Origin of the sequence: Microbulbifer sp., assembly GCF_051659245.1 — a bacterium.
GTDB lineage: Bacteria > Pseudomonadota > Gammaproteobacteria > Pseudomonadales > Cellvibrionaceae > Microbulbifer.
This window is the reverse complement of sequence record NZ_JBOFOC010000148.1, coordinates 1-22,316: the sequence shown is the minus strand read 5'-3', so window position 1 is coordinate 22,316 and position 22,316 is coordinate 1. Positions and strand designations below refer to the sequence as shown.

General features: G+C 61.6%; 16 protein-coding genes. 3 read left to right on the top strand and 13 right to left on the bottom strand.

Annotated features, from left to right (window positions below; all coding sequences use genetic code 11):
• Window positions 1-6: 6 nt before the first annotated feature.
• The 3 genes from pqqA to ACRC0P_RS14845 all read right to left on the bottom strand — a co-directional run bounded on the left by pqqA (window position 7) and on the right by ACRC0P_RS14845 (window position 5,423).
• On the bottom strand, window positions 7-78 hold the full coding sequence (pqqA, locus tag ACRC0P_RS14855) for a pyrroloquinoline quinone precursor peptide PqqA (protein ID WP_438632101.1): 72 nt from the start codon (window positions 76-78) through the stop codon (window positions 7-9).
• A gap of 587 nt (window positions 79-665) precedes the next feature.
• On the bottom strand, window positions 666-3,149 hold the full coding sequence (locus ACRC0P_RS14850) for a TonB-dependent receptor (RefSeq protein ID WP_438632086.1): 2,484 nt from the start codon (window positions 3,147-3,149) through the stop codon (window positions 666-668).
• Window positions 3,150-3,350: 201 nt separating this feature from the next.
• Complete coding sequence (locus ACRC0P_RS14845) at window positions 3,351-5,423, bottom strand: TonB-dependent receptor (RefSeq protein ID WP_438632085.1); 2,073 nt, start codon at window positions 5,421-5,423, stop codon at window positions 3,351-3,353.
• 641 nt (window positions 5,424-6,064) lie between these two features.
• Between ACRC0P_RS14845 and ACRC0P_RS14840 the strand changes: the two genes are divergently transcribed.
• Both ACRC0P_RS14840 and ACRC0P_RS14835 read left to right on the top strand, forming a co-directional pair.
• Window positions 6,065-7,102 carry a hypothetical protein gene (locus ACRC0P_RS14840; protein WP_438632084.1) on the top strand — a complete coding sequence of 346 codons (1,038 nt, stop codon included), beginning with the start codon at window positions 6,065-6,067 and terminating at the stop codon, window positions 7,100-7,102.
• Window positions 7,103-7,164: 62 nt separating this feature from the next.
• A complete protein-coding gene (locus tag ACRC0P_RS14835; protein WP_438632083.1) occupies window positions 7,165-7,839 on the top strand; it encodes an SEC-C metal-binding domain-containing protein in 675 nt (224 codons plus the stop codon).
• Window positions 7,840-7,858: 19 nt separating this feature from the next.
• On the opposite strand, the gene sthA is transcribed toward ACRC0P_RS14835, so the two are convergent.
• From sthA to ACRC0P_RS14785, 10 genes are all read right to left on the bottom strand, one after another.
• A complete protein-coding gene (gene sthA / locus ACRC0P_RS14830; protein ID WP_438632082.1) occupies window positions 7,859-9,256 on the bottom strand; it encodes a Si-specific NAD(P)(+) transhydrogenase in 1,398 nt (465 codons plus the stop codon).
• Between the two features lie 132 nt (window positions 9,257-9,388).
• Entirely contained in the window at window positions 9,389-9,622 is a 234-nt protein-coding gene (gene nqrM, locus ACRC0P_RS14825) for a (Na+)-NQR maturation NqrM (RefSeq protein ID WP_438632081.1), read from the bottom strand.
• 22 nt (window positions 9,623-9,644) lie between these two features.
• Window positions 9,645-10,631 (bottom strand): FAD:protein FMN transferase, encoded by a 987-nt coding sequence (locus ACRC0P_RS14820; RefSeq protein ID WP_438632080.1) that lies wholly within the window; start codon window positions 10,629-10,631, stop codon window positions 9,645-9,647.
• A gap of 65 nt (window positions 10,632-10,696) precedes the next feature.
• Window positions 10,697-11,920, bottom strand: a complete 1,224-nt coding sequence (gene nqrF, locus ACRC0P_RS14815) for an NADH:ubiquinone reductase (Na(+)-transporting) subunit F (protein WP_438632079.1) — start codon at window positions 11,918-11,920, stop codon at window positions 10,697-10,699.
• Window positions 11,921-11,938: 18 nt separating this feature from the next.
• The gene (gene nqrE, locus ACRC0P_RS14810) at window positions 11,939-12,547 is read right to left on the bottom strand and encodes an NADH:ubiquinone reductase (Na(+)-transporting) subunit E (protein ID WP_438632078.1); all 609 of its coding nucleotides are present in this window, start codon (window positions 12,545-12,547) and stop codon (window positions 11,939-11,941) included.
• A gap of 3 nt (window positions 12,548-12,550) precedes the next feature.
• Window positions 12,551-13,237 (bottom strand): NADH:ubiquinone reductase (Na(+)-transporting) subunit D, encoded by a 687-nt coding sequence (locus ACRC0P_RS14805; protein ID WP_438632077.1) that lies wholly within the window; start codon window positions 13,235-13,237, stop codon window positions 12,551-12,553.
• 3 nt (window positions 13,238-13,240) lie between these two features.
• On the bottom strand, window positions 13,241-14,023 hold the full coding sequence (locus tag ACRC0P_RS14800) for a Na(+)-translocating NADH-quinone reductase subunit C (RefSeq protein ID WP_438632076.1): 783 nt from the start codon (window positions 14,021-14,023) through the stop codon (window positions 13,241-13,243).
• Window positions 14,016-15,236, bottom strand: coding sequence for an NADH:ubiquinone reductase (Na(+)-transporting) subunit B (locus ACRC0P_RS14795; protein ID WP_438632075.1), 1,221 nt, complete (start codon window positions 15,234-15,236; stop codon window positions 14,016-14,018). The genes ACRC0P_RS14800 and ACRC0P_RS14795 overlap by 8 nt, the downstream gene beginning before the upstream one ends.
• Window positions 15,237-15,238: 2 nt before the next feature.
• Window positions 15,239-16,579 (bottom strand): Na(+)-translocating NADH-quinone reductase subunit A, encoded by a 1,341-nt coding sequence (locus tag ACRC0P_RS14790; RefSeq protein WP_438632074.1) that lies wholly within the window; start codon window positions 16,577-16,579, stop codon window positions 15,239-15,241.
• A 435-nt stretch (window positions 16,580-17,014) separates the two neighbouring features.
• Window positions 17,015-18,490 (bottom strand): glyceraldehyde-3-phosphate dehydrogenase, encoded by a 1,476-nt coding sequence (locus ACRC0P_RS14785; RefSeq protein WP_438632073.1) that lies wholly within the window; start codon window positions 18,488-18,490, stop codon window positions 17,015-17,017.
• Between the two features lie 232 nt (window positions 18,491-18,722).
• Here ACRC0P_RS14785 and mfd point away from each other — a divergent pair, with 232 nt between their 5' ends.
• The gene (gene mfd, locus ACRC0P_RS14780) at window positions 18,723-22,190 is read left to right on the top strand and encodes a transcription-repair coupling factor (RefSeq protein WP_438632072.1); all 3,468 of its coding nucleotides are present in this window, start codon (window positions 18,723-18,725) and stop codon (window positions 22,188-22,190) included.
• The last annotated feature ends 126 nt before the right edge of the window (window positions 22,191-22,316 follow it).

Below are 22,316 nucleotides of genomic sequence, written 5' to 3'. Positions count from 1 at the left end.
CTACCACTACCGGGCCATGAAATACATGGTGATTTCGAAGCCCAGACGGACATCTTCAAACGTCGGTTTTGTCCACATGTGAATGACCTCTTTGATGGGTAACGACTCTCCCCGACAGCCCCCTCTCCCCTTTGGGGAGAGGGGGAGCCGGTCAGCGGCCCCTCCCCCGCAAGCGGGAGAGGGGAGAGTAGTTACTTTGATTGAATGATTGCACCGGTTGGTTTCCGGGCTTTTTTACCGTGCCATCCGATAGACCCCGGAAAGCGACGGGCCTGGGTGTGATCCATGCACCTCTGAAAATTGCGGTCGTAGGGTGCGCCCTGCGCACCAAAAGGTCTGAGACCCACGCCAACCTTAGGCCGGTGCGCACGGCGCACCCTACGGCACAAGCCAAATTCACATTTTTAGAGGTGCCCTCGATAACAGAAGACATAGCGGAGTATAGGAAGGAGTATGAATATAGAAAGTATAAATAGTGCTTTTTGGCCGTTAAATCCGCATCAACAGCGACTAGATGCCTCCTGAGAACACAGGCCACTATTGTAGGATGGGCAAAGCGAAGCGTGCCCATCAAGGCCGCGGAAGATGGGCACGTCGCTGCGCTCCTTTGCCCATCCCACAAGGAGAACCAGCTCATCTTAGTGCCATTCGGGTCAGGCCACGGCTCATAAGCTCACTTTGATACCGACGAATGCCGAAACCGGTGCGCCCGGCCCGACAAAGTGCGGCACCGAGAAATTCGCGAACTCCGGCACCTCGACTTCACTGGGGTCCTCGCCCAGCAGGCCGAAGTTTTCATAGTCCGTATCGAACAGATTGTTAATCGTCGCGTACAGCTCGAAGTGCCGGTTGAAGCGATAGCGCCCGCGCAGGTTCACGACCGAGTAGCCGTCGAGTGTGTCGAGCTGATTGGACTCGTCGCCGCGCAGGTACTGGTCCGAGTTGTAGATCATATCCAGGCCCACGCTGAACGCCTCGGTAACCGCGTAATCGCCGCCGAGCTTGAACTCATAATCGGGGACGCCCGGAATGTAGTCGCCGGCACGGACACGGATGGTGCCCTCCCCGTCGGCGAACGGGTGGTTCGGGCTCAGCACCTGGAAATTGTCCTCGAACGTGGCCTGCAGCCAGCTGTAAGCCAGATACCAGTCGAGTCTGCCCCAGTTGCCGTTGAACCCGCTTTCGAATCCCGCGCGCCGCGTCCGCTCGACGTTGGCGAACAGACCCGTGGCGCGTCCGGTGGTCTGGAAGAGGATGTCGTCGTGGTTGTCGGTGTGGAAGAAACCGAAATGATAGTGGGCGGTACGCAGGGTGCCGCGCACACCGACCTCGAAGCTCTTCGCGACGACCTGGTCGAGGGGCGGATCGGCCAGGAAGGCGTTCGGGAGCCGGCACTCGAATTCGACATCGTCCGGGTCTTCGCCGTCCGCGATGGCGTTCGCCACGGCCAGTTCGTAGACATGCTCGTTGCACGCCAGTTCGACCGGCGTCGGCGCCCGTGAGGACTCGCTGTAGCCGCCGTAGATATTCAATTCGTTACTGTGTGAATAGGTCAGCCCGACAGCGGGGTTGAATCGCTCGAAGACATGGTCGCCATTGAGTTCGGGCCGTTCGCCGGAGCGGTCCCGCAGCTTGACGTCGGTGGAGTTGAATCTACCCGATACAGTCAACGCCAGCTTGGGGGTCAGCGCGATCGTATCGGTGAAATACGCGCTGTAGCTCTCACCGGTCGTGTCGATATGCGTAGCGCCCTCCTCCACGAAGGTGCCCGTGCCCAGTCCCTCGGTGCTGCGCGTGGCCGGGTCCAGATTCGCGAGTTCCAACACGGATTTGAAGCGCGAGTCGCCATGGAACCAGGCGATTCCGGTGATAAACTGGTTCTTGCGCGCGAACAGGTCGTGGGTAAACGCGAGCTGGAGATCCGTGCCATAACTTTCCTGCGTGCGATCACTCTGGTTGTTGATGGCCTGATCCGAGAGGATGCCCGTGCCCGCCAGTTCATCGCTGAGATCCTCAATATTGAATCCGGCATCCTCACCCGCGGCCAGGGCCATGTCGTCCAGGAAAGTCTCGATATCGTCGACACTGGCGAAGCTGTTGTCGCACACGTCATCGTCGTCGAGGCCGAGCTCCTCCAGGTCGTCATCTTCGAGGCCTTCGATCAGCAGAGCCCGGCCGCCGACGTCGCAGATTGCGAATTCGGACGCATCACCGTTGAACGATTGTGTCTTGTTACGGCGATAGAATACATTGCCTGTGAAATTGATTTTATCCGTGAATGAATGCGCAGCATCCAGGCTGACCATGGTCATCTCATTCTTTGTAATATCGGGCGCGGTAAATATCGCCGAACGGTCCCGCGCAAGGAGTTCGACCGGAACGGCCCCGTTGCCGGTCAAATCGCTGTCCCCATATTGCGCATTGATACTGACGGAGCTGTCGTCGTCCTGCCAGCCAAGGCTGCCGTAGAGATTCAGTGCCTCGGTCGGCGAGGCGTCGCGCCACCCGTCCTCGTCGAAATAGCTGACGTTGGCATAATAACCCCAGCCGTCGCGGTTGCCGCCGGACTCAGCCGTGACGATCCTGCGCCCGAAGGAACCGCCCTGAAGCTGAAGGTTGTGTCCCTCGCTGTCGAAGCCGTTTTTCATTTCCAGAGACAAGGCGCCGCCCAGGGTATTGAGGCCGAACAGGGGGTTGCTGCCACCGATCAGGTTGATGCCGTGGATTGCTGATTGCGGCACGAGATCCCAATTGACCGCGTCGCCCAAGGGTTCATTGATGCGCACGCCGTTCTGGTAGACCGCCATACCCTGTGCGAGCCCCAGCAGCGGCGAGGCGGTGAAGCCGCGGTACTGTACGTCGGGCTGCAGCGGATTGTTTTGCGCGTCGTTGATCGACACGCTCTCCATGGTGCGATTGAGGAAATCCGCGATGCTCAGGCTCTGGGTGCGCTCGATGTCGTCGCCGTGGGCGGACTGTACGTTGTAGGGAATCTGCGTTTCGGGCAGTCCCGCGCCCTGGGTTGGAGTTACGCCGATAACGACGACCTCCTCCTGAATCTCTTGTGCGGTTGCCGCGCCGGCGCAGAGTGTTGTGGCCGCAGCGAGCGACGCGATTCGGGCGCGGCACCGAATAGTGGAAAGGAACATGTCTGATCTCCCTATCTTAGGGTCTGGATTTTCCAGTGGCAGACAACTGCTCCAGGTGCTGCCTGCATGACCGCTGGACGGTCCCCCGCCATCCAGGTTGGTCGCCGTTCCTACAGTCCGTAGGGTGCGCCGTGCGCACCGAAAAGGTCCGGAGTTCGCACCAGCTCCGACATGGTCCCAGCGGTCCGGCCGGGAGCGGCCCTACAAGAGGTCTGCTTGAATTTCGAGATAGAGGGCCCGCGGCTCGCCGGGAAAATAGCGGTCGCCGGAAAAACTGCTGTAGTCCGCCCGCTCCGCGTAGGCTTCGTCGGTGAGATTGATCAGTCGTGCGGAAAGCGCCCAGCGCTCGTCCAGCTGAAACCGGGTGCGCAGGTTGAGCAGGTCATGGCCGGGATAGCGGTGCAGGTTTTGCGGGTCGGTGTAGTAGCTTCCCCGATGCAGCCATTCCAGTTCCGCGTGCAGCTGCGCCGTGGGCTGCCAGAGCAGGCGCGAGCTACCGAAGTGGCGCGGGGCCGAGTCCATTAAATTATTCTCTATCGATATCCCGTCCAGCAGGCGGTCGTCCCGGTAGCGGTGTTCGGCGTAGCTGGCGGAGATTGCCAGTTGCCAGTCTTCGGCCAGGGCGTAGTCGAGGGCCAGTTCCACGCCCCGGTGTTTTGTCTCGCCGTTGGACTGGTTGAAAAAGTCCGCATCGCGGAAGATGACGTTGTCCTTGCGCATGGCGTAGGCCACCAGTTCGTAGCCGAGCTTTTCCCCTTCGCCGCGCAGGCCGATTTCCACGCTGGCAATTTTCTCCGGGTCCAGTTCCGCCACTGTCTGCCGCCGCTGCAGGCGGTAAAGTTCGGTGGCCTGGGGCGCTCGAAAGCCGTGGGCCAGGTTGAAAAAGAGCTGGCGGTTTTCAGCCAATTGGTAGATGCCGCCGATTTTCGGCGACCAGTTTTCAAAGCGGTCCTCGCGGTCTTCCGGCCGGCTGAAACGGCAGCCGCCAAAATCACAGGGAGTGCCGTCTTCCGCGGTGCGTCCGGCCAGCATGTGGTTGTCGTAGTCGTAAACCATCACCTCGTAGCGCAGGCCGGCGTTTAACGCCAGGGAATTGTTCACCTGCCAGTTCGCCAGCACAAAGGGTGCGGCCATCAGCGCATCCACCCGATAGTCGTAGTGCTTGCCCACGGGAATGGTTTCCCGCAGAAAGTCCGAACCCTGGGTGGGGATGTCCTGGCGTTCGAGTAGGAAGGCATGGGTGTATTCCGCATCCAGCCCCGCAATCAACTGCCAGGGCGCGCGGGGATCGGTGCGGTAGCTTGCGCGAATTCCGGCGCTGCGCTGGCCGTTTTCCTCCAGCGGCTGGCCGGGCAGGTAGTGTTGCAGGAATTCCATTTCGGTTTTGCGCAGGTAGGGGGTCAGGCTGAGTCGGGCGCCCTCTTCCAGGTCCATTTCCACCTGCGAGGACAGCCGCAGGGCGCGGGCATCGCGAAAGGCCTCCGGGTTGGGATTGGTTCGGCTCAGCCGTCCGTTGCGGTAGACACCCTCGCCTTCGACATAGCCGGCGGTCTCCTGGTTAAGGTTGGTAGCGGCCAGCCGCGTGGTGACAGACAGGTTGTCGCCATCGTGGCGATGTGCCAGGCGGAGTTTCTGCTGGTCGAAGCCGGACGCGTCCCGATAGCCGCCGTCGCCGGCCAAGGACAGGTCCGCGCGCAGGGCGTGACTGCCGGACCGACCGCTGTTGGCGGAAATACTTGTGCGCACGTAGTCGTGGGGCCCGCCTTCCAGTCCGATCGAGAACCCTCTGTTCTCTTCCACCCGCGGACCAATCACATTGATCACGCCGTGCATGGCGTTGGAACCGTACAGGGTGCCCGCGGGCCCACGGACCACCTCGATACGTTGTGCGATTTCGCTGCCGGATTCGAAGAGCTCATTGATATTGCAGAAACCGGCGGCGCGCAGCGGAATGCCGTCCTCCGCGGTGAGCAATCCGCCGCAGGCGCCGGCGCCGCTCAACACCGGCGAACGCAGGGAGGGCAGATATTCCTGGCCGTTGCCGCGGGCGAAATCCGCCCCGGGTATTCTTACCAGGCTCTGCTGGATATGGGTGTGGGAGACCAATTCGAGCGAGGAATCACTCAGCAGGGAGAGGCTGCCGGCGTGATCGCGCAACGGCTGTTCGTAGCGGGTGCCGGTGACTGTGACGGTTTCCAGCCGGTTTTCCGCTGCAGTGAGCGAGCTGCCGGAAAAAAGTAAAAGCAGTCCGGCTACCAGTGCGCCTTTTCTCATTTTCTTTCCTTTTGGGTAACTACTCACCCCGACAGTCCCCTCTCCCCCTTTGGGGGAGAGGGTTAGGGAGAGGGGGGGGGAGCCGGTCAGCGCCCCCTCCCCCGGCCTCTCCCCGGCAAGCGGGAGAGGGGAGAGTAGTTACCCTTTTGGTTTATTGCTTTGTGCGGGATTTTAAGGCAATTGAAAAGGAAAGAAATTGTGGGAGCGGCCACTGGCTGCGACAAACCTGCATGGTGAATTCCCTTCCCTGGATTCCCTTCCCTGGATTCCCTTCCCTGGATTCCCTTCCCTGGATTCCCTTCCCTGGATTCCCTTCCCCGGATTCCCTTCCCCGGATTCCCTTCCCTGAGCCGGGCTATAGGGAGTATAGACAGCGTTTTTTAACCGTCAAATACGTATCAATAACAACTCCAACCGTCCTAAGCACCCCGAGATGGTCAAAAAACGATCAAACCTTTCCGGCATCCGCTTTTCCTGCCGCTGTCATCTCCGGAACACATAGAGAATGACCTGACAACAGCCTGCTCGACCCTCCGGCACCCCGGATTACAAGAGGGAACTCGACAGCGTGCGACTTGCGATTACACGCCGCCCGCATAAAAATCCCCGTCTTTAGCCATCAATCAGCGCCAGGAGCAGTCGTGCCCAAAGCCCATCCCATCCAGCATTTTCTCGACGCTGCGGACGAGATCCTCCAGCGGGAATTTGACCTGGACACCGTCCAGGAACTGGACGAGATGCTGCCGCCCTACCCCATATTGCTCACCCTGCTGATGGATTGGGCCGGATCCCCGGATGCCGAGGATTCCCCACAGTTGGATGCCTTCGCCAACCTGGTCGATCGGGCCCTGCACCAGTTGCGCATCGAACTCCGCAGAGGCGACGAAGAAGCAGCTGAATTCTGGCAGCTTTTGCAGGAACTACTCGGCGAGGCCCTGGACGCGGGCGACAAACCCGTGATCTGCCACGCGCTGCTGGACGGCCTCGCCACCCAGAGCTTCCCCGTGCCCGAGGCACTTATCGAAAAGGCCGCGGCCTGGCACGAGAAGATCTATGCCGGTGAAACAGAAAATGCTCTGAAGCCCGACACGGCACCGGAACAGGCGCTGCGGGAAGCTTTCGACCAACCGGACATGTCGCCGGCGGACATCTTCGGCATTCTCAAGACACAGCTCCAGTACCTGCCGGCGGACAAGCTCGATACGCTTTACGCGGGCCTGCTCCACATGGACAACGGTAATCTGCTCGAGGGCCTGCTGCTCTGCCTGCTGCACCCCAGGGCGCTGGCGCGCGGGCGGCTGCTGGAGCAGCTGCGCCAGCTGCGGAAACCCATCGAAGCGCGGCAGCTCAACCGCCTGGTGATGCTGCGCAACTGGCTGCCGCCGGAGCAGGCGAAGCGGCTGGATGCGGTGGTGCACCAGCAGCGCAAACACAATCTGCCCGCGGCAACTGCTTCCCACGGCAGTGTTCGCATCTGGGTCAGCGCGCCCGACGGCGCCGGAGCCACCGCGGTGATCATGTGCCGAGAGAAAACCGGCCGCCACCAGCTGTCCGGCGCCATCCTCAAAGAGCACACAGGTATCCTCGACTGCTGGCAGTCACCGCGCCTGAAAAAGCGCGCGAGGCGGACGCCGGCGTCAGGGAGATCCAGCGCCAGTTGCCGCCCTGCCTGCCGGTGAACCCCGAATTCCTGCAACAATAGCTGCCGCACTTCCTGGCACTCAATGTACAGAGCGGCGAAATGCCGGAACCGGAGCTGCTGGATTGGCTGGAAGCCCTGGGCGGCGACCTGTGGCAACCGCAACCGCTGGATATCGAAGGCTGGCTGCGCGGAGCCGAACCGGAGTTGCAGGGCTGGAATCCCGACAAGGCGTTCAGGCGCTGCGCCACCTGGTTTGAAAAGCACGCCCACCTGCTGCACTGGTTCGAAAACGACACCGCCACAATCGAGCGCGCGGAAGATTTTCTCCTCGCAGAAGAGCCGCAGCCCGAGTACCAGATACTGGAAGAAATACTCGAACCCCACAGGCCCAAATGGCGCGACCGCTTCGTCCTGATGGCCATCTGGGCCCGGAGCAACCTCAACAAGCGCGGCCCCCAGTGGCAGGATTTCGCCCTGCTGGCGCAGGCGGTAGACGCCGGCCGGCCGGTGGTGGAATTACCCATACTGCCGGCGGTGGCCGGGCACACCCTGGGCTTGGTGGCCGAGGAAATGACGGCACGAGAAGAAGTCACCGAAGGACTGGAGGGGGAAGAATGGGAGGATGAGGAGTGGGAGGACGACGAATTTTCGCTGCAGCACGACCTTTTTTCCGACTCGCCCTCCGCCCCGGCGCGAAGTGAGAAAGTCGGCCGCAATGAGCCCTGCCCTTGCGGTAGCGGCAAGAAACATAAGAAATGCTGTATGGCTGAATAGAATTCGGCTGAGGGTTCGCTCACAGGCGCATTACCCGGTTGAGCCCGTCCAGCGCAGCGCTGCGGTAGGCCTCGGCCATGGTCGGGTAGTTGAAGGTGGTGTTGACGAAGAAGTCGATGGTGTTGTTCGGCGCGGGCTGTTTCATGATCGCCTGGCCGATATGGATGATCTCCGCCGCCTCGGCGCCGAAGCAGTGGATACCGAGAATCTCGTGGGTGTCGATATGGAAGAGGATTTTCAGCATCCCCACCCGCTCTCCGGAGATCTGCGCCCGCGCGGTGTGCTTGAACAGGGCGCGGCCCACTTCGTAGGGCACCTTTGCGGCGGTGAGTTCGGATTCGGTTTTACCCACGGAGGAAATTTCCGGTAGGGTATAGATGCCGGTGGGCGCATCCTCGACCACCCGGTGGCCGCGGCCGGCGATGGCTGCTGCGACGGCGCGACCCTGGTCGTAGGAGGCACTGGCCAGGCTGGGCCAGCCGATCACATCGCCCACTGCGTAGATGTTTTCCACCTCGGTGCAATAGTGGTCGTCCACACTCAATTGGCCGCGGTGATTGGCCTTGAGGCCGATACTGTCCAGGCCCAGGGTTTCCGTATTGCCGGAGCGGCCGTTGCACCAGAGCAATGCGTCGCCGTGAATACGTTTGCCGGACTGCATTTCCATAATCACACCGCTGTCACTGGGAATCACTTTTGCGTACTCCTCCCGGTGACGCACGGTGACGCCCATATAGCGCAGGTGGTAACTGAGCGCATCGGAAATTTCGTCGTCGAGGAATTCCAGCAGGTGGCTGCGGGTGTTGATCAGGTCCACCTTGATACCGAGGCCGGCAAAAATCGAAGCGTATTCGCAGCCGATCACCCCGGCGCCGTAAATAATGATGGCCTGGGGAGTGTGCTGCATATCCAGGATAGTGTCGCTGTCGTAGACCCTCGGGTGATCGAAGTCCACGTCCTCCGGGCGGTAGGGACGTGAGCCGGTGGAAATCACGAATTTATCCGAGGTAAGAATTTCCACGGCGCCATCCGGCAGTTGCACGCGCAGCTTGTGAGCGTCGATAAACTTCGCTTCGCCGATGACCAGGTCGACCTTGTTGCGCGCGTAGAAACTGGTGTGCATCTCCACCTGCATGGAGATGACCTTGTTGACGGTCTTCATCACCTCGGGAAAAGTCAGCCGGCGCGGCTCTCCCAGGGCGCGGAACACACTCTGGGTGTTATAGCGCATCAGCTGTTTGACCGAGTGGCGCAGGGCCTTTGAAGGGATGGTCCCCTTGTGGGTGCAATTGCCCCCCACCAGCGGGCGCTTCTCGACAACCGCAACGCGCATGCCCTTTTTCGCCGCACTCATGGCCGCGGCTTCGCCGGCGGGGCCGGAGCCTATTACTACCAGGTCAAATTTCTGCTGTGCCATCTGCAACTTCTGTTGTTATTCAATTGATACCCCTGTAGGAGCGGCGGGGCGGCCATCCGCCCATGGCCGCGATCGGGATACGGTGCCCGTATTGAAACCAGATCGCGGCCATGGGCCGATCCTACAAGGAAACTATCTAGTGGCGTCGTAGGCCAGGTCCGGGGCCTCACCCAGGCGCTGCTGGCGCTCCTGTTCCTTTTTACAGGCATCGTCGTCGCCTCCACAGATCTCGCAGCCCTCTTTCAGGCCCAGGGCATTGAGCCCGCCGCAGGAACCTTTCAGGGGCTTGTTCTGAACGATAGCGCCCACGGCCATGCCGGTGACGATCAGCGCCATGGCAATAAATGCAAAAATGAAAACTGTCACTGCTCAGACCTCTTCAGGTTCTTTAATCCAAATACGGGCTGAAGGTACTGCTGTAGCGCTCTTCGAAACCGCTGTCGGTTTTGACCAGCAGGAAGACTGCAAGCTTCTCCCGCTCCGCCAGTTCCAGCGCGGCTTCGGTGCCGAGTACATTCAGCGCGGTGGCCAGGCCGTCGGCCTCGGCGCAGGTATCGGCGACCACGGTGACCGACGCCAACCGGTGCTCCAGCGGATAACCGGTGCGCGGATCTATGCTGTGGGCGTAGCGTTTGCCATCGCGCTCGTAGTAGTTGCGGTAATCTCCACTGGTGGCCACGGATTTTCCGCTGACCGCTATCGGTTGTTGCACTGAGCGGCCGGCGGGGTCCGGCCTCTCGACACCGATGCGCCAGTCCGCGCCCTTGGGGTTTTTGCCCAGGGTTCGCAGCTCGCCGCCGATCTCCACCAGGTAATTGCGAATGCCCTGCTCTTCCAGCAGTTGCGCCACCCTGTCCACACCGTGGCCCTTGGCAATTGCCGACAGGTCGATCTCCACTTCGCGGCTGCGGGTGATGCGGTTCGGCTCGCGCTCGACTTTCAGCGCGTCGGAACCCACCCGCTGCAGCAGCTCTTCGATCGCCGCTCTGCCCGGCACCTGCTCCGGTTCCGGCTGCGGACCGAAACCCCAGAGGTTCACCAGCGGCCCGACGGTTACCTCGAAGGCGCCCCCGCTGCGGCGGTGGATATCCAGGGACAGCTCCACCACCTGCGCCAGGTGTTCGCTGACCGGCACCGCCTCGCCCACCGGCCCGCGGTTGAGGCGCATCAGTTCCGAATCCTCGATATAGGTGGACATCTCCTGGTTGACGGCGCTTAGCGCGCCGTCAATAAGTGCTTGCAATTGTGCCCTGTTCACCCGCGGAGGTACGCCCACCACGGTGACGTGGTAGCTGGTGCCCATGGTGCGGCCAGAGAGCTGCCAGCTCTTCTGCGCCGGACTGCAGCCGGAAAAAAAAGCGGATATACAAAGCAAAAACAGGGCCGTTAAAAGAGACCCTGTTTTTGCATTTTTATAATTAAATTGCGTCAGCAATTTAATTACCCCCCGAAGTCATCGAGCAGGATATTGTCGTCCTCGACGCCCAGCTCCTTGAGCATATTGATCACTGCGGCGTTCATCATGGGCGGCCCGCACATGTAGTACTCGCAGTCCTCCGGCGCCGGGTGATCCTTGAGGTAATTCTCGTAGACCACGTTGTGGATGAAGCCGGTAAAGCCGCTCCAGTTGTCTTCCGGTTGCGGGTCGGACAGGGCCACGTGCCACTGGAAGTTGTCGAACTCCTCCTGCAGGCCGTTGTAGTCGTCCTCGTAGAACATCTCGCGCAGGGAGCGGGCACCGTACCAGAAGCTGATCCTGCGCTTACTGTTGAGGCGCTTGAGCTGGTCGAAGATGTGCGAGCGCATCGGTGCCATGCCGGCGCCGCCGCCGATAAACACCATCTCAGCGTCGGTTTCCTTGGCGAAGAACTCGCCGAAGGGGCCGTATACACGGATCTTGTCACCGGGCTTGAGGCTGAATACGTAGGAGGACATCTGTCCCGGCGGCACACCCTCGGTGCGCGGCGGCGGGGTGGCGATGCGGATATTGAACTTCACCACACCCTTCTCTTCCGGGTAGTTGGCCATGGAATAGGCCCGCACCACCGGTTCGGTGACCTTGGACTCCAGGTTGAAGAAGCCGAAGTGCTCCCAGTCCCCGCGGTACTCTTTCTCGATATCGAAATCGGAGAATTTCACGTGGTGGGGTGGCGCTTCCAGCTGCACGTAACCACCCGCACGGAAATCGACGTTCTCGCCTTCCGGCAGCTTCAGGGTCAACTCTTTGATGAAGGTGGCCACATTGGGGTTGGATTCCACAGTGCATTCCCACTGCTTCACACCGAACACCTCTTCCGGCACCTCGATTTCCATATCCTGCTTGACCGCCACCTGGCAGGACAGGCGCTTGCCCTCCTTCGCGTCCCGCGGGGTGAAGTGGGCGGCCTCGGTGGGCAGCATATCGCCGCCGCCGGAAGTCACTTTACACACGCACTGGGCGCAGCTGCCACCGCCGCCGCAGGCGGAGGCCAGGAACAGGTTATTGGCCGCCAGGGTCTGCAGCAGCTTACCGCCGGCGGGCACGGTGAGGGTTTTCTCACCGTTGACCAGGATGTTGACGTTGCCGGTGTTCACCAGGCGCGAGCGGGCGGCGAGGATCACCGCCACCAGTGCCAGCACGATGACGGTAAACATGGCTACGCCGAGGATAATTTCAATATTCATTCTATTGCGCTCCCCCGCTTAGATATCAATGCCGCCGAAAGACATAAAGCCCAGCGACATCAGCCCCACGGTGACGAAGGTGATGCCCAGGCCCTTGAGGCCGTCGGGCACGTCACTGTATTTCATGCGCTCGCGGATACCGGCCAGTGCGGTAATCGCCAGGGCCCAGCCGAGGCCGGCGCCGAAGCCGTAGGCCACACTCTCGCCGAAGTTGTATTCCCGCTCCACCATGAACAGGGACGCACCCAGAATGGCGCAATTCACGGTGATCAACGGCAGGAATACCCCCAGGGCGTTGTAGAGTGCCGGTACATATTTATCCAGGAACATCTCCAGGATCTGCACCAGCGCGGCGATTACACCGATATAGGACAGCAGGCCGAGGAAGCTCAGGTCCACATCCGGGTAACCGGCCCAGGCCAGCGCACCATCCTTGAGCAGGTAGGCGTAGATCAGGTTGTTGACCGGCACGGTCAGAGTCAGCACCACGATCACCGCCACGCCCAGGCCCACGGCCGCCTCGATCTTCTTGGACACCGCCAGGAAAGTACACATACCGAGGAAGAAGGCCAGCGCCATGTTTTCGACGAAAACGGCGCGAATAATCAGCGAAATAAAATGTTCCACGAATCAGGCCTCCTGCGCTTGCGACTGTAGAGGTTGCGGCTGTACGGGTTGAGAGTTGGGCGCGATCTTGAACTCATCCTCTTCCACCTGCTTGGGTTTCCAGGTGCGCAGCGCCCAGATAAACAGGCCGATCAGGAAGAAGGCGCTGGGGGGCAGCAGCAGCAGGCCGTTAGGCACGTACCAGCCACCCTCGTTCACCGACTGCATGATACTCACGCCGAACAGCTTGCCCGACCCGAACAACTCGCGGACGATGGCGAGGCCTATCAGGATGACGCTGTAGCCCAGGCCGTTGCCGACGCCGTCGAGGAAGCTCGGCAGTGGGGGGTTTTTCATCGCGAAGGCTTCCGCGCGGCCCATCACGATACAGTTGGTGATGATCAGGCCGACGAATACCGACAACTGCTTGGAGATGTCGTAGGCCACCGCCTTGATCACCTGGTCCACCAGGATTACCAGCGACGCGATCACGGTCATCTGCACGATGATGCGGATGCTGTTGGGGATCTGGCTGCGGATCAGGGACACCGCCATGTTGGAAAAGGCCACTACACTGGTCAGTGCCATGCACATGACCAGGGTGACCTGCAGCGAGCTGGTCACCGCCAGCGCGGAGCAGATGCCGAGGATCTGCAGCGCAATGGGGTTGTTGTTGAAAATCGGCTCGAACAGTATTTCTGTCTTTTTCATCGCTTATGCCTCCCCCGCCTTGAGATTTTTCAGGAAGGGACCGAAGCCCTCGCCGCCCAGCCAGAAGTTGACCAGGTTCTCCACACCGTTGCTTGTCAGGGTGGCGCCGGACAGGCCGTCCACCTGGTGCTCGGCTTGGGGGCTGTTGGGATTGACGCTGCCCTTGATCACGTCGAGATCCACCCCGCCCTCATCGTCGTAGACGACCTTGCCGACCCACTGGGCCTTCCAGTTGGGGTTGTCCACCTCGCCGCCCAACCCGGGGGTTTCCTTGTGTTCATAGAAACCCAGGCCCGCAACCGTCTTGAGGTCGCTCTCCAGGGCGAGAAAGCCGAAGAGAGTGCCCCAGAGACCGTAGCCGCGCACCGGCAGGATGATCCTCTGCAGTTCGCCGTCCCGCTCCACCAGGTACACCTCTTTGATGTTTTCCCGGCGGATAATCTTGGCCCTGTCCTCCTCGGGCGGCAGTTTTTCGCTGGCCGCCGGAATCTTGGACGCGGCGCGGCCGCTGCCGCCCTCGGGCGCTTCATCGGTGAACTTGCCGGTTCTCAGGTCCACGTACCTGATACTCACGTTTTCGAAAGTCTTTTCGACTTCCGCCGCGCTGGCGTGGGAGTCCCGAAGCAGGCCACCGGCCATCAGCACGTTGCGCTTCATGTCCAGCGCCGCATTGGCCTGCTGGGCCGGCTTCAACAGTACCGCAGCGGTGGAAACCACCACCGAACACACCAGGCACATCACCAGGGCAACCGTCAGGGTGCCTTTAACAGAATCTTTATTAGCCACGTGCCAACCTCCGTTTGATATGGGACTGCACCACAAAGTGGTCAAACAGCGGCGCGAACAGATTGGCGAACAGGATCGCCAGCATCATGCCCTCCGGGAAGGCCGGATTCACCACACGGATCAGTACGCACATCACCCCGATCAGGATGCCGTACCACCAGCGGCCGGCATCCGTCATGGCGGCGGATACCGGGTCGGTGGTCATAAAGATCAGGCCGAAGGCGAAACCGCCCACCACCAGGTGCCAGTACCAGGGTACGTTGAACATCGGGTTGGTGTCGGAGCCGATAAAGTTGAACAGGGTCGCGGTGGCCATCATGCCCAGCAGGGTGCCAGCGACGATACGCCAGCTGGCGATCTTCATGAACAACAGGACGGCGCCGGCGATCAGGATCGCCAGGGTCGAGGTCTCGCCGATGGAGCCCTGCATGCTGCCGAAGAAGGCGTCCAGCCAGGTCAACTGGCCCCCGGCCAGACCGCCGGTACCCACCAGGCCACCTTGAATGCCCTCACTGGCCATCGAAGACAGCGCGGTGGCGCCGGTGTAGCCGTCCACCGCGGTCCACACCGCATCGCCGGACATGGACGCCGGGTAGGCGAAGAACAGGAAGGCGCGGCCGGTCAGCGCGGGGTTGAGGAAGTTCTTGCCGGTACCGCCGAACACTTCCTTGCCGATCACCACGCCGAAGCTGATACCCATTGCCACCATCCACAACGGCAGGTCCGGGGGACAGGCCAGCGCGAACAGGATGGAGGTAACGAAGAAACCCTCGTTCACCTCGTGGCCGCGCACCGCGGCAAAGAGTACTTCCCAGATACCGCCGACGATAAAGGTCACGGCGTAGATGGGCAGGAAGTACATGGCCCCGTACACCAGGTTGTCCCACAGACTGTCGGGGTTGTAGCCGGCCAGAGCACCGATGATCGCGTGGCGCCAGCCGGAAAGCTCCGGATTGGCCATGCCTTCGATAATGGTGTTGGCCTGGAAGCCCAGGTTCCACATGCCGTAGAACATGGGGATCATGGCACAGGCCCAGACGGTGATCATGATCCGCTTGAGATCGATACCGTCGCGCACATGGGCGGTGGTCTTGGTGGTGTCCGCCGGCTGGAACAGGCCGGTGTCCACCGCCTCGTAGAGGGCATACCACTTTTCAAATCTGCCGCCCTTGTGGAACTGCGGCTCGATGGAATCGAGAAATTTGCGCAACATCCTTAACCCTCCTTTTCAATACGGGTCAGGTTGTCCCGCAAAATGGGGCCGTATTCGTACTTGCCCGGGCACACGAAGGTGCACAGTGCCAGGTCTTCTTCGTCCAGCTCCAGCGCGCCCAGCTGCTGGGCGGCATGGGTATCGCCGACGATCAGCGCGCGCAGCAGCTGGGTCGGCAGGATATCCAGGGGCACCACACGCTCGTAGGTGCCGATGGGCATCAGTGCGCGTTCGGAACCGTTGGTGCTGGTGGTGAAGGAGAATTTCCGGTTTTTGAACAAGCGGGAGAAGTAGATGGGCAGTATCGAATAACGCTTGGTGCCGGCCCGCATATAGTGCAGTAACGGGCGTTCGCGGCCCTCCTGCAACACGGTCACCTGGTTGTGGTAGCGGCCCAGGTAGCCGAGGGGGCCCTTGGCGGTGCGGCCGCCAAATACGGAACCGGAGACGATGCGGTTGTCGTCCCCCTCGATCTCGCCGACGGTCAGTTCGTCCAGGCAGGCGCCCAGGCGGGTGCGCAGCAGGCGGGGATCCTTAACCCGCGGGCCGCCCAGGGCGACGACACGGTCGGTATACAGCCGGCCGGTGGCGAACAGCTCGCCAACCGCAATCACGTCCTGGTAGTTGACCGCAAACACGCTGCGGCCGGGTTTGACCGGCTTCAAAAAGTGGATATGAGTACCGGAAAGGCCCGCGGGATGCGGGCCGGAGAAGGTTTCGCGGCGGATATTGGCCGCCTCGGGTACCGGGATATCCGCGTCCGGCGCGGTACACACATAGGTGGTGTCTGCCAGCCGGGACAGGACTTTCACCCCCCGGGTGAAGGCGTCGCGCTGCTCGGCGATCACCACTACCGGGTCCGCGGCCAGCGGATTTGTGTCCATGGCGTTGATAAAAATGGCCTCGGGCTCGGCATCCAGGGCCGGCACCTTGCTGAAGGGGCGGGTGCGCAGCGCAGTCCACAGTCCGGACTCCACCAGGTTCTGCCGCACCTGCTCGGCGCTCAGGGTGGCGAGTTGATCGGTGCTGTAGCTGGCAAACTGCTCCGCTTCATCGCCATCGACCTCGATCACCACCGATTGCAACACGCGGCGGGCACCGCGCTCAATGGCTTTGACACGCCCCGCGGCCGGCGCGGTGTAGCGCACGCCCTCGGTCTTCTTATCGGTAAACAGCAGCTGTCCGAGTTTGACGCTATCCCCCTCCGCCACCGCCATAGTCGGTTTCATCCCGTGGTAATCGGGACCGAGCACAGCGACGGTTTTGAGCGCAGGACCATCGTGAATGACCTGCTCGGGCGCGCCGGATATGGGTAAATCCAATCCCCGACGGATCTTTCTCATACGCCTATGCCTAAGTTTCTAGTTTAAAAATTTGTAGGAATTCTTATGCTGCGAGGGCTTATACCGTTTGGACCCCGGGTCGGGTGAGGAGAGAACTTCTCGGCGCACGGCGGCCCCGCCAAAATCGCGCGCATTATATAGATGGGCCTGGGGGTTTACCAGAGCGGGGGTGGCCTAATTGGGCTATTGAGAGGGAATTTTTGCTGGAAAAACAGGGAGATAAGGGAAATGCGGAATGCGGAATACGCGAGCCGATTCAGTGTTGTAGGAGCGGGCCATGCCCGCGATCAATGCCCGATCGCGGGCAAGATCCCGCTGCCGCACAGGTGCCCGGTCGCGTATTGACTCGGGCCATCCATGGCCCTCGCCTTGTCAGGCGCCTCCGGCGTCCAAATTTGTTCCCGACAAATTTGTCATCATTCCGCACTCCTCCCACTAATCCCGCTCGGGAAACACCTTGTACCTGACCCCGGCCATATCCTCCAGGCAGCGCACCACCTGGCAGCTGTAGCCGAACTCGTTGTCGTACCAGCAGTAGAGCACCGCGTTGTCGCCGTCGACGATGGTGGCTATGGAATCGAACACGCAGGCGCGGCGGGAACCGACGAAATCGCAGGAGACCACCTCCGGCGAGTTGGTGTAATCGATCTGCTGGCGCAGCGGAGAGTGCAGGGCCACCTCGCGGATATAGTCGTTCAATTCTTCCTTGTTGGTCTCCCGGCCCAGGCGCAGGTTGAGGATGGCCATGGACACATTGGGCGTGGGCACGCGGATAGCGTTGCCGGTCAGCCTGCCCTTCAGTTCCGGCAGCGCCTTGGCCACCGCCTTGGCTGCGCCGGTCTCGGTGAGCACCATGTTCAGCGCGGCGGCGCGGCCGCGGCGCTCACCTTTGTGGTAGTTGTCGATCAGGTTCTGGTCGTTGGTGTAGGCGTGCACCGTCTCCACGTGACCGTGCTCCACGCCGAAGCCGTCCATCATCGCCTTGAGCACCGGCACAATGGCATTGGTGGTGCAGGAGGCCGCGGAAAGGATACGGTCCTTCGGCTGGATATCGCCGTTATTGATGCCGTAGACGATGTTCTTGATATCGCCCTTGCCCGGCGCGGTGAGCAGCACCTTGGCCGCCCCCCTGCTCTCCAGGTGCTGGCTGAGTCCGGCTTCGTCGCGCCATACGCCGGTGCTGTCGACGACGATGGCATCGCGGATGCCGTACTGGGTGTAGTCCACCTCCTGCGGGGAGTTGGCGTAGATGATCTTGATCTCGTTGCCGTTGCAGATCAGCGAGCTGGTTTCCTCGTCCACGCGGATGGTGCCCTTGAAGGCGCCGTGCACCGAGTCGCGGCGCAGCAACGAGGCGCGCTTGACCAGGTCGTTGTCCGCGTTGCCCTTGCGCAGCACGATGGCGCGAAGGCGCAACACGTCGCCACTGCCGGCCTTCTCGATCAGCAGGCGCGTGACCAGGCGGCCGATGCGGCCGAAACCGTAGATCACCACATCCTGGGCCTGGGGCAGCGGCTTGCCGGCGCCCTCGGCATCCGCCAGTTCCCCGCGAACGAACTCGTCCACGGACAGGCCGCGGTCGTCGAGCATGTATTTGTTGGTCAGGGTGCCCAGGTCGATATGTACCGGACCCAGGTCCAGTTTGCAGATGGCCTCCAGCACCGGGAAGGTCTCCCACTCCGAGAGTTCGTTTTCCTCCACCTGCCGCACAAAGCGGTGCGCCTTCATGATGCTCAACACCGAGCGGTTGACCAGGTTGCGGCCGTACATATACATACCGACGTTGCGCTCGCGGTTGAGCTTGCCAATCATCGGGATCATGGATTCGGCCAGCGCTTCGCGCTCTTTCCAGTCCTTGAAAAAGTCCGCGGGCTTGGGTCGCTTCTGGGTCACTGTCAGACACCTCTGCATGTGTTTTGTAGGCGGGGAAACCGCGGCTGCCAGACGGGCTGGAGACCGCGTGGCTGCGCATTATCAGCATACACCCCAGGGGGCGCAACCGAACAAAAAATCGCCCGAAATCTGTAGTTTTACTACCGAAATTCACGGCGGGAATCCGGGAATCCGGCGCCCCCTGCAAGGGGGCACTTTCCCCGGTACAATAGCCTCCCTTTTTCACTGTTCAGCTGTTGATAAATCCTTCATGACCCTAGCAGATCCCTTGTCCCCTCCCGGGTTTCGCTCCTCCAACGACCGCCAGTTCTGGGGGCGGCTGCACGGCGGAGCCGCCGCGCTGGCCATTCTCAACGCCGCGCGAAACAACCCCGCGCCCACCCTGCTGGTGGCCCGCGACAGCCTGGAAGCGCACCGGCTGGAAGCGCAGCTGAAATTTTTTAACAAAAATGCGCGGGGTGGCGAACTGGAGATTGCCCAGTTCCCGGACTGGGAAATACTGCCCTACGACACCTTCTCCCCGCATCAGGACATCATCTCCGACCGCCTGGCCACCCTCTACCGCCTGCCGCGCATGGGGCGCGGTATTGTGATAGCCCCGGTGAGCACACTGATGCACCGGCTGCCGCCGCCAGAATATGTGGCCGGCAACGCGTTGCTGCTGCGCGAGGGCCAGCAGTTCGCCATCGATACCCAACGCCGCCTGCTGGAGCAGGCCGGCTACCATTGCGTGGACACGGTCTACGAGCACGGCGAATTCGCCGTGCGCGGTGCGCTGATGGATATCTACCCCATGGGCAGCCGCCTGCCCTACCGCATCGATCTGTTCGACGACGAGATCGAATCCCTGCGCACCTTTGATCCGGAGACCCAGCGCACCGTCGACAAGGTGGAGAAGATCCACCTGCTGCCCGCGCGGGAGTTTCCCATGCACAAAGCGGCGCTGGCGGAGTTCCTGCAAAACTGGCACGGCGAGTTCGACGGCGATCCCAGCCTGGTATCCATTTACCAGGACATCAGCGCCGGCATCGCACCCTCGGGCATCGAGTACTACCTGCCGCTGTTCTTCCCGGGTAAATGCGTCGGCTTATTCGATTACCTGCCGCAAAGCAGCATCGCTTTTCTGCAGGGGGATATTCAACCGGCGGTGGAAAATTTCTGGCGGGAGGTGGACAACCGCTACCAGAGTCGCTGCGGCGACCTGAGCCGCCCGATCCTGAAACCCCGCCAAATCCTGCTGGAAGTGGCCGAGTTCAACGCTGCGCTCAAGTCCATGCCCCGGGCAATCTTTTCCGAAGAGACATTGCCGCAGGCCCAGGGCAACCACAATTTCGCCGCGGAAATTCCCCCGAAACTACCGGTGGATGGAAAATCGGAACAACCACTGGCGGCACTGGAAAGCCACCTGATGGAATATTCGGGCAGGGTGCTTTTCTGTGCGGAGAGCGACGGCCGGCGCGAAGCGTTGTTGGAATTGCTGAACGGCATCCGCCTGCAGCCCGCCCAATTCAAAAGCTGGAGCGAGTTTCTCGACAGCGGAGAAAATTTCGGAATCACCGTGGCGCCGCTGGACCAGGGGTTGGTGCTGAACACACCTGCGATCAGCGTGATCGCCGAACCACAGCTGTTCGGCGAGCGGGTTTTGCAGCAGCGCCGCCGCAAGAAGGCCAAGGACGATGCCGAAAACGTGGTGAAAAACCTGGCGGAGCTGCGCATCGGCGCGCCGGTGGTACATATCGATCACGGCGTGGGCCGCTACCGGGGCCTGCAACATCTGGAAATCGACGGCCAGCCCGCGGAATTCCTCACCCTGGAATATGCGGACCAGGCAAAGCTCTATGTTCCCGTGGCCAACCTGCACCTGATCAGCCGCTACTCCGGCGCCGACGAGGCCCTGGCGCCGCAGCACAGGCTGGGCAGCGAACAGTGGCAGAAGGCCAAGCGCAGGGCCGCGGAGAAAGTGCGCGACGCCGCCGCCGAACTTCTGGATATCTACGCCCGCCGGGAAGCGCGCAGGGGCCATGCCTTCGCCGATCCCGGTCTCGCCTACCGCGAGTTCGCCGCCGGCTTTCCCTTTGAGGAGACCCCGGACCAGCAGCAGACCATCGAGGCGGTGGTGGCGGATATGCTGTCGGAAAAGCCTATGGACAGGCTCGTATGCGGCGATGTGGGTTTCGGCAAGACCGAGGTGGCCATGCGCGCGGCATTTGTCGCCGCCCACGCGGGCAAGCAGGTGGCCATGCTGGTGCCCACCACCCTGCTCGCCCAGCAGCATTATCAGTCGTTCCAGGACCGCTTCGCCGACTGGCCGGTGCAGATCGAGGTGATTTCGCGTTTTCGCGACCGCAAGGAGATCGACAACGTCAAAGACAAGGTTGCCAGCGGCAAAGTGGATATTCTGATCGGCACCCACAAACTGTTGCAGAGCGACCTGGACTTCAAGAACCTGGGCCTGCTGCTGATCGACGAGGAGCATCGCTTCGGCGTGCGCCAGAAGGAGCGGCTGAAAAGCCTGCGCGCCGAGGTGGACATCCTCACCCTCACCGCCACACCGATTCCGCGCACATTGAATATGGCCATGGCGGGCATTCGCGACCTGTCGGTGATCGCCACCCCGCCGGCGCGACGGCTCTCGGTCAAGACCTTTGTGCGCGAACGGGACGACGCACTGATAAAAGAAGCGGTCCTGCGGGAAATCCTGCGCGGCGGCCAGGTTTATTTCCTGCACAACGAAGTGAAGAGCATTGAGCGCATTGCCCGCGAACTGGAGGAACTGATTCCCGAAGCGCGTATCGGTATCGGCCACGGACAGATGCGTGAGCGCGAGCTGGAACAGGTGATGGGGGACTTCTACCACAAACGTTTCAACCTGCTTGTGTGCACCACCATTATCGAAACAGGCATCGACGTACCCAACGCCAATACCATCCTGATCGAGCGCGCCGACAAGTTCGGCCTGGCCCAGCTGCACCAGTTGCGCGGCCGCGTGGGCCGCTCCCACCACCAGGCCTACGCCTACCTGCTCACGCCGAACAAGCGGGCGATGACCGCGGATGCGGTCAAACGCCTGGAGGCCATCAGCGAAGCCCAGGACCTGGGCGCCGGCTTTACCCTGGCCACCCACGACCTGGAGATCCGCGGCGCCGGCGAATTGCTGGGAGAGGAACAGAGCGGACAGATCCAGAGCGTGGGCTTCAACCTCTATATGGAAATGCTCGACCGCGCGGTAAAGGCGATCCGCGAGGGCCGCACGCCGAACATCGACGAACCGCTGGAATCCCCGGCGGTGGAAGTGAACCTGCGGGTACCGGCTCTGATCCCCGAGGACTACCTGCCGGACGTGCACGGCCGGCTGATGATGTACAAACGCATCGCCAACGCGGCCGACCCCCGGGAACTCCGGGAACTGCAGGTGGAGATGATCGACCGCTTCGGCCTGCTGCCGGAGCCGGTCAAGCACCTGTTCCGCACCACCGAGATCAAGCTGCAGGCCAACAATATGGGCATCCGCAAGCTGGAGGCTTCCGCGGCACGCGGGCGCATCGAGTTCGCGGACAACACGCAGGTGGACCCGCTCACCCTGGTCAAGATGGTGCAGACCGAACCCGGCCGCTACCAGCTCCAGGGCGCCAACCAGCTCAGTTTCACCCTGGACGAGGACGGGGCCGACCGACGGCTGCAGCAGGTGGCCGGAGTGTTGGAGCGGCTGGGTCGATGATACTATCTCCCCCGGGAGCGCGGAGCTCCAGCTCCGCTTGCGGGCCGAAGGCCCGCTATCGGAACCGAGTCCGGCCTTTTTTGTAGGAGCGGCCCATGGCCGCGATCGGCCTAAAGATTAACGATC